Annotated in this window: 11 protein-coding genes; 7 read left to right on the top strand and 4 right to left on the bottom strand. The window is 39.6% G+C overall.

Annotation, left to right across the window (positions count from 1 at the left end; all coding sequences use genetic code 11):
- Positions 1–433: 433 nt before the first annotated feature.
- Positions 434–823, bottom strand: a complete 390-nt coding sequence (locus tag A3220_RS16030; protein ID WP_062375932.1) for a VOC family protein — start codon at positions 821–823, stop codon at positions 434–436.
- Between the two features lie 67 nt (positions 824–890).
- A complete protein-coding gene (locus tag A3220_RS16025; protein WP_217284298.1) occupies positions 891–1,316 on the bottom strand; it encodes an AraC family transcriptional regulator in 426 nt (141 codons plus the stop codon).
- A gap of 519 nt (positions 1,317–1,835) precedes the next feature.
- On the opposite strand from A3220_RS16025, the gene A3220_RS16020 reads away from it, so the two are divergent.
- The 5 genes from A3220_RS16020 (at position 1,836) to A3220_RS16000 (ending at position 4,073) form a co-directional block, all read left to right on the top strand.
- The gene (locus tag A3220_RS16020; RefSeq protein ID WP_024592045.1) at positions 1,836–2,201 is read left to right on the top strand and encodes a glyoxalase superfamily protein; all 366 of its coding nucleotides are present in this window, start codon (positions 1,836–1,838) and stop codon (positions 2,199–2,201) included.
- 149 nt (positions 2,202–2,350) lie between these two features.
- Positions 2,351–2,785, top strand: a complete 435-nt coding sequence (locus A3220_RS16015; protein ID WP_063529658.1) for a hypothetical protein — start codon at positions 2,351–2,353, stop codon at positions 2,783–2,785.
- A gap of 81 nt (positions 2,786–2,866) precedes the next feature.
- Entirely contained in the window at positions 2,867–3,247 is a 381-nt protein-coding gene (locus A3220_RS16010; RefSeq protein ID WP_024592043.1) for a hypothetical protein, read from the top strand.
- 166 nt (positions 3,248–3,413) lie between these two features.
- On the top strand, positions 3,414–3,701 hold the full coding sequence (locus A3220_RS16005; RefSeq protein WP_024592042.1) for a hypothetical protein: 288 nt from the start codon (positions 3,414–3,416) through the stop codon (positions 3,699–3,701).
- A 75-nt stretch (positions 3,702–3,776) separates the two neighbouring features.
- Positions 3,777–4,073, top strand: a complete 297-nt coding sequence (locus tag A3220_RS16000) for a hypothetical protein (protein ID WP_024592041.1) — start codon at positions 3,777–3,779, stop codon at positions 4,071–4,073.
- 628 nt (positions 4,074–4,701) lie between these two features.
- Here A3220_RS16000 and A3220_RS15995 read toward each other — a convergent pair.
- Together A3220_RS15995 and A3220_RS15990 are read right to left on the bottom strand one after the other, a co-directional pair.
- Positions 4,702–5,007: a hypothetical protein gene (locus tag A3220_RS15995; RefSeq protein ID WP_062375929.1), complete on the bottom strand. Its 306-nt coding sequence runs from the start codon at positions 5,005–5,007 to the stop codon at positions 4,702–4,704.
- 85 nt (positions 5,008–5,092) lie between these two features.
- Entirely contained in the window at positions 5,093–6,247 is a 1,155-nt protein-coding gene (locus A3220_RS15990) for an acyltransferase family protein (RefSeq protein WP_062375927.1), read from the bottom strand.
- 150 nt (positions 6,248–6,397) lie between these two features.
- Between A3220_RS15990 and A3220_RS15985 the strand changes: the two genes are divergently transcribed.
- Both A3220_RS15985 and A3220_RS15980 read left to right on the top strand, forming a co-directional pair.
- On the top strand, positions 6,398–7,543 hold the full coding sequence (locus A3220_RS15985; protein WP_062375924.1) for a histidine kinase: 1,146 nt from the start codon (positions 6,398–6,400) through the stop codon (positions 7,541–7,543).
- Positions 7,521–8,120 carry a response regulator transcription factor gene (locus A3220_RS15980; RefSeq protein ID WP_128082450.1) on the top strand — a complete coding sequence of 200 codons (600 nt, stop codon included), beginning with the start codon at positions 7,521–7,523 and terminating at the stop codon, positions 8,118–8,120. The genes A3220_RS15985 and A3220_RS15980 overlap by 23 nt, the downstream gene beginning before the upstream one ends.
- The last annotated feature ends 194 nt before the right edge of the window (positions 8,121–8,314 follow it).

The following is an 8,314-nucleotide window of genomic DNA, read 5'->3' as shown; positions in this document are numbered from 1 at the left end:
AAATAATTATAAAATTATAAATAAAAGTAATGTAGTGAATAAACTCATTAGGTTTTTTAATAAAAAAAACCCAAAAAGCAAAATACTAGCGTGTCATGGTTGGCACATAACTCGTCATGGTTGGCACATAACTCGTCACGGTTGGCACGTAACCCGTCATGGTTGGCACGTAACCCGTCATGGTTGGCACGTAACTCGTCATGGTTGGCACGTAACTCGTCATCATTAGCACCACTGAATAGATCTTTCAAAGTCCGATTATATAACTACATCATCACACAGTCTTTTTTGAATAAGCCTTAACTTTTTGACTGTTAGGACTTAATCAAATCTGACAGTCGCAGAAGTGCCAATAACGGACATTAGCTAGTTATATTTGTGCTGAAGATTACAACCATATAAGAGAGTGTCTTATATGGTTGTTTTTAACCAATTACAATTGCTGCATTAACTGAATGTAATTTCCACAAGTGTCGTCTAGTACAGCTATTTTCACTGTTCCAGCTTCTTTTGGAGGGATGGAAAATTCGACACCTAATACTTTTAACCTCTCGAATTCTCTTTCAACATCATCGACTGCAAATGAAGTCCAAGGTATACCTGCTTCTTTAAGAGATTGTTGGTACAATTTTGCGGGTTCAAATGCCATAGGCTCTAATAAAAGTTCAACACCAGATTGCTCGTCAGGAGATACAACGGTTAGCCACTTATACTCCCCTAATGGAACCTCGTTTTTCTTTATGAAACCCAAAATTTTTGTATAGAAATTTAAAGCTTTGTCTTGATCGTCAACGGGAACACTAGTTACGTAAATTTTTAACATATTTGATACCTTAACCTGAATTAATAGAATATATTCAGATTAACTTAATTCATGAAAAAAACTTATTCTAGATTGCTTTGTTTCTTAGTTGATACTCTTTGGGAGTGCAACCAGCGCACTTCTTAAAAACCGAAGAGAATGTTGATAGGCTGTCGTAACCAACTTCAAAACAGACTGTTGTAATTGCCTCGCCATTTTTTAAAAGTTCTTTTGCTTTTGATATCCTAATATCTCTCAAGTATGCCCTTGGCGTTAAGCCATACATACGTCGAAATACTCTAACATAGTGAAATCGAGATAAGAAAGCTGCCTTTGCCATATCATCCAATTCTATTTTTTTCATATAGAATTTTTCCATAAAGGCTTTGGACTGTCTTACTTGTACGTACATTTTGGAACTGAAAGGCCCATTTTTATATAACCTATCTATTTCGGTCTCAAAAAAGGATTTGTGAGGATTCGACATACTATTTTCGTTAAAAGCCTTGCCCATACGTTCATCTTAGTTTATCAGAAAACACTACTTGAATTAGTTAATATTCTCAGTCCCTTACTATTGACAGTTGCCGTGCGAAAGAGCACAAATATCAGAAAAGCTGGAGAGACTGATTTTCGCTCTTTGCCGAAGTTCGGCTTAGTGCCAGCAGTCGTAACTCGTTTCTGCCCCTTTTCGAGTTAGCAAATTGCATATTTTGCAAATTGGTTTTGCCCCAAGACGTGTTAACGTAATTACTCTATAGGTCGGCTTTGAGCGATAATCGGTCATTGATACTGGCTAAATATCGTCGTTAATAGATTGGTTAAACTGCTCTTTGCGCATATATTCATGAAAATGAGCGCCGAGCGCATATTGTTCTATTTAACTTTTCTTTAAAGTTTTAGAAAACTTAGTGATAGTAATACCTTAGGTTATTTGTTAAAACTATATAATGTAGAAAAATGAGCGTAGCGTCGGCAGAAATATGCGCGATGAGCGCACTATTAAATTGTTATGTGTAATGGAGTAGATGGCATGGAGTTTCAGACGATCCCAATAATGCGGATTTTCGATGAAGATAAAGCAAAAGAGTTTTACCTTGGCTTTCTCGGTATGGAACTAGATTGGGAGCATCGTTTTGAGGATGGTTACCCAATTTACATGCAAGTTTCGCTTGGCGATTTTGTTTTACATCTGAGTGAACACTCTGGTGACTGCACACCGGGCAGCAAGGTCTTCGTTAATGTAAGCAATCTTGATCAACTTTTCGCACAAGTTACTGCAAAGCCTTACAAATACAACAAACCAAGCATTGAAGATGCCCCTTGGGGTGCAAGGTGTTTTACCGTAACAGATCCGTTTTCAAACAGGATATTGTTTAATGAATCAGCAGACACATAACAATCAAATTTTATCGCCAGCAAAAAGCGCTGGCTGCGACGTCAACCCGCTGCGCGGCTTTCCGCGCTAAATTTGGGCGTTAAGCATACGAGGAACCATGTCCAGTGAAGTCACCGTGGCTAAAATATGAATCGAGGTTGGCAGACTGGATGAAACAGTTTGCTAGCGAAAAGTTGTCGTTCACTAATGGTTTTCAAGCAATCCCTGGCTTTCCTTCAAATGGATTTCGTGCTGATGGGCTGCTAACTGATGGGAATGTTGTTATAGCCTTGGAAGTGGAGGTAAAACAAACTCACCCTGATACAAATGTTGGAAAATATTGGCTCTTAAGCCAGTATCAAGCTTATGAAAAGGTGATTTTGTTTCATGTTTATACTCCAGAGTACACATCTTATCCTTGGCGCCTTCAGCTAGGTCAGTTTTATGCCTCAAAAATGGCGATAGAGTTGCCATTTGAATATGAACTAGTCGATCAAAGAGAAGCTATCGATACGAACTCATCATTTGAAGCAGTAACTAGAATTCTAGAGCAAAGAATACTCGGTGAATTCGGAGTAATTGCTGGTAAGTCGCAAAATGCTTAACAAGTGCAGGTTGTCGGACGTGTGCTACGCTGCGCTCCGCACCCGCCGCAACTGCAGGCGTTATGTGCTCTAAGGTATCTCATGCTCTCAATCACCAGTGAAGATAAAGAGAATCAACTTAAAAGTTATTGTCAGCATTGGCTGAGCTTATTAGCCACAAATCAATTTGAAGACGCAGAAAAGCTCATTGATATAAACAATAACTATGGTGTTGTATGGGCAGAATCTGAACTCAAAGACGCTGTGCATGATTACTTTGGTAGCGATGCCCCTGTGAGTTTTCAAAACGAAAATATAGCGAATTGTTACCCTGAGTTTTTAGAAACCGATTCAGGCTCATTGATCTTCGGCTTTTATTTACCCGCCAATGGCGAGATAACCGACCTAACTGTTGAATTTGAGTTTGTACCAATTGGGAACAACAATTATGCTGCAACAATCAACGATGTTCATGTTCTGTAGCATGTACGCACATAACAAGCGCCAGCACATCGCGCCTGCGGCGCTGGACTCGCAACAAGTTGCTCGCCCGTGTGGCGGGCGTTAGCTTTGCGGAGGCTTTATTGACATTTTAATATTAGTTATCGCCTCAGTATTATTCTTTGTTTTGGTTATAAAGTTGGAATCAATGATTCCCATCAACTTTTTGGACAAAGCAGAAAGAACGTTTAACGACCTAGGTGCAAACGTGCAGGTAAGAACAAATTCTTACTCTCGTTTTTATAACACCAAAGGACGATTGGTAAAAAAGTCGGATATAGCAAAAATCCAAAAAGCGGGTTGTCTTACACTTTTTACATTATCGGATAACGCAATCGATATTACGGTGCATCCAGCTAATAAAGATACTGTGTTTGAAAAAGCTAAAAGTATATTTAAAGAGGCTCAAGTTGTTGAAATTGATATACAAAGCTAACAAACCAATTATTCCGACCTCAACTCGCTGCGCTCTTTTCGTCGGCATATTGGGGCGTTATGTTGGAGCAGCATATTGATCGCTCGTATTAAGACAATCAGTTTTGGGGTATTAGTAGCTGCATTAATCATTACGATCACGTTGATGGTAGCCGATGTTGAATTTTATGGGCTCCTCAGTGTTTACGTATTTATGGTTTTATGGAGTTTACACAAGATATTTTTGTGGCTCATCGGTGATGAGTTTGGCATCGCCGTTCAGGTGAAAATTAAGAAAGACGCACCAAAAGCAATTCGTTTCCTTGGGCTGTTATTTGTCTGCTTTGTTTTTTATTTCGTAGCTAAGGGGCTTATCAAGCATGTTTCAACATAACAAGTTGCTTAATTTCGTTCCGGCCACAAACAGCATGGCCTCCACTGGACTGCCTACGCTGCGCTGCGGCAGCCAATTAGCAAAGCGTTAGCACTGTCCACTTATGGCACAGAGCTGTCATTCGGCTCTGAGCTGGCACATTTTTGCCCCTTTATGAGTTAACGCAAATACTCTATAGGTCGGCTTTGAGCGAAGCAGTCAATCAAAAGTTTTGATGTCTGAAGTCAAGATTTGATCCTTGTTGGCTTTTTCAAAACGAATGGGCACGAGCTTTTGTAATAGTGGCAACACAAGCAAAGGCTCAGAGCGATTATGAACCCAAACAACGGCATTTGCACTACTCAGCGCTCTCACCAATGCGTTAACAGGGGTTATATCGTCGAAATACGCATCAGGCGAAAAACAATATAACTCAAGTGGCTTAACTACCGCGTTATTGTTGTTTGATAGTTTTTCCCTAACACGATGAGTGGATGAGCTTTTTTATCCAGTCCGAGCTTAAGCAAAAGCGTATTTATTAAATCCATGTACTTCACTGAGTACCAAATTAAAATAGCGTCATATTTTTATCGTGCATTATTAGGTACATTAAAACAATAGCTATTTTGATGAATTACCAGCAATTGCGCTATGCACTATGAGTAAGCAATTTAATCCATTCATCTGCGTTTGACACAATGAATTGATATTTATTGCCATCTTTTAATACGAGTTCAATTGCATCATGTGTATAAGGCAAAATACCCGCAACTTTACCAGTGCACTTACTCACTTTTACAATTTCACGCCGTGAAAACGTATAAGACCCTAACCCAAATTGTGCATTAAACGGTGCAAAATGAATATCAGTGTTGGTTAGCCAAAATTTGCCATCGGCTTTAATCGCCCCTTGTTGAATCGTGGCGGTAGTCGATTTGATTGTTATTGCTTGCATAATAATATTCCCTTATGTAGCTATTAATGTGTCAGTTTTGTCACTTTTAAGTCATTACCAAGTGACGACATTTAAGCTGACTGTATTACCTTTTCTTGGTTCGCCTACCGTTAAGTAGTGCGCCCAACCACGTATTTTTAACAAATAATAAATAACTTATTTGACCTATAAGTAATGTAACCACCACGCTAACTATAAACTTTACTAAAACTGGCCAATTAGTATTAATCAATGGAATCTGAATATAAATCAATACCGGCACATGTATCAAGTAAACCCAATACGACGCATTTGAAATGCTGCGGCTGAGCTTACTTTGGTGATTTAAAAAACGATGCCCAAGTAAAAACGTTATGGCGGTTAACAAAATAACACTCAGTCCTTGTGATAAAACATGCAATACATGTAGCTCTCCCGCTGCGGCAAAATAACCTGTTGTTGCGGCGGCAATCACTTCATCTAAGCTTGGTGCGGCTGGTAATAAAGAAAAGTAACCAGTCAGTGATATTGCAACACCCAAAATAAGAAGCCATAAGTACTTATGATATGACCAAATGAGCAGCTGTTTTTTATAAAGTCCCACTCCTAACCAATAAAAACTGCCGTAAAAACCATACGACCATAACTGTGGCGTGAGTTTATCAGGAGCAGGAAATGGAATAGATTGCCCCATTAATGAAAACGTTAACACGATGGGAAGTACAACCCACATAAATAAAGGGTGGACGCTAAGCGCATCGAATTTATTGCCTAATAAGTCAGTTGTTTTCAACAACCAGTGAATTAAGCAAAACTGGAATAAGTTCCACAAAAACCATAAGTGCATAGTGCTAACAACAGGCTCTTTAATAACTTTAAACACAGCAAAGATCGGCGGTAATGGATTAGCTATACCGGCTCCAAAACTCAAGGCATGGTAGTAAACGGCAAAGCTTAACGGTAAAAAAACAATAAAAGGCAGTAGAATATGTTTACTGCGATGATGTAAAAAGCGTGCGCTGCTCGATTTATCTATTAAAAGTGCACTGCAAAATCCTGCAATAATAAAAAATAATGGCATCCGAAATAAGTGCAGCGTATGCGTAATATAATCAAATAGACCATGTGTGCTTGGGTCTGCCGTAAACCAAATATTGCTAAAGAACGGACTGTAGGCTAAAGCGGCATGAAATACGATGCCGAGCAATAGCGCGAGGCTGCGTAAATTATCAATGTAGTGTAATCGACTGTCTTTATTCATTAATGTGCCCAACTAACTTTTATTAATAAAGCATAAATGAATGAGGTTTCATGACACTAGTCACAAAGCTCATAGCCCGAGCTATGACAGATGTCACTGTTTTTACAACGCGAGTTCTGCAATAATTGCTAAAAAAATATGGCCACAGTAATGGAATCAACTATACGACATACAACCGATTGGCATTTCTCAACATTGGCATCGTGGCTTGGGGTGACATTGGCGTGTGCCTATTATGCCAACTCAGAATTAGCGCTATATTTGCAAATCATAGTAAGTGGTTCCATTTTAGCTATTTTGCTGTATGTGTTAAAACAGCCTAACAAATTTGTTCACGGCGTAGCACTTGGCTATTTCCTGCTTATTTTGGCAATGATACAACTGAGTTCAACATCCTTAGTTTTTATCCACCTAGTGATGTTTACCGCGGTTTTTAGTCCTCATTTTTCGCTTCCTAAGATACTGGCTTGTGTTGTGGCCGCCATGCTGGTGTATGGTTTAACGCATTATGCGCGCTGGGAAAATGGCATTCCTTGGATCACGTTTACAATTTGGTTTTTCTTTTGCTTGATGAATTGGTTTGTTAGCCGGCGTATTGTCGAAAGTTTAAATACACATTACCAATCCCGCCAAAACTACAAAGAGTTAAAAGCCACCCAACACATGATCGGGGTTATGCATGCAGTGCAAGAGCGACAAAATATATCACGCGAGCTCCATGACTCACTCGGTCATAAGCTTACCGCGCTCAGCATTAATTTAGATTTTGCTAAAAGAGCAGCAAATGAAGCCACCGTTGAAACCCTCTCTCTTTGCCACCAACTTAGCCAAGAAGTATTGGCTGAGGTGCGCGAAATCGTTTCCACTCAACGCAATGACAAAACGATACTTAAGCAAGCTCTTGAGGCCATTTGCGAACTAACACCTAATTTACACTGTGATCTCCAACTAAGTAAGGAGACAGAGCAGCTCCCTCAAGACTACGCCCTTTGTGTATTGCGGTTTACCCAAGAGATGATCAGCAACACCCTTAAACATACCCAAGCAAACCATTTTACTTTGCATGTAAATGTCACCCTCGTTGGCGAACAGCCGCTGTTAGTTGCAAAAGCGTATCACAATCAAGCAGAGACCCATTTACCAAAACAAGGGAACGGATTAGCAGGACTAAATGAGCGAATGGCACAATTTGGCGGTGAATTTTCACAACACCTTGAGCAAGAAACATTGATCAATACCATGACACTACCACTAAATTTAGAAGAAAAAAGCCATGATAAAGTGCCTACTAGTTGAAGATCAGACATTAGTTCGTTTAGGCCTCGCTAATTTACTTAACCTCGATAGCGCCATTAATATCGAAGCCCAAGCTGAAGATGGCTTGCAAGCGCTTACACTATTAGCTGAGCATAGTTTTGACATTGCTTTACTCGATATGAGAATGCCGAATTTAGATGGGCTCGGCGTGCTGCAAAAAATGCGTGAAAAGGGTGATAAAACCTCTGTGCTGATCATCACCACATTTGAAGATTGTGATGTATTAGTCAAAGCCCTTAATCTAGGTGCTCGTGGGTATGTGCTTAAAAACATTGAACTTGAAGAGCTCATTAGCGCTATCAAGCAGGTCGTTGCAGGTGAGCGAGTATTGCAAAGTGCGGTGACTGATTTTTTACTCAAAAAGCAACTAAGCCCTCAGCTCTGCTTAACGGACAAAGAACAAACCGTATTGCAGTGTTTGTCTTTAGGTATGCCAAACAAAGTGATTGCCAAAAAATTAGATAACTCTGAGGGGACTATTCGTAATCATGTGTCACAAATTCTTGCCAAATTAGACGTAAAAGACCGCACTCAGGCCGTTAATAAAAGCCATTAATCAAAACCTAATTTAACACGCGAACAACACCAAATTACTATTTTGRTTAGGCTTAAGTGGTGCAATCAACATAAATAAGAGTAAACAAAACTAACTAATAAACAAACAGGCGACTATCCATGCGAGCTTTTCTTGGCGTTACACTTTTTGTGACCTAGCAATGAGTATGATTGGCATCACCCAAATCTTGATTC

The organism is Halomonas sp. KX33721, assembly GCF_001596805.1.
GTDB classification, from domain to species: Bacteria; Pseudomonadota; Gammaproteobacteria; order Pseudomonadales; family Halomonadaceae; genus Vreelandella; species Vreelandella aquamarina.
This window is presented reverse-complemented; position numbering and strand designations above follow the sequence as displayed.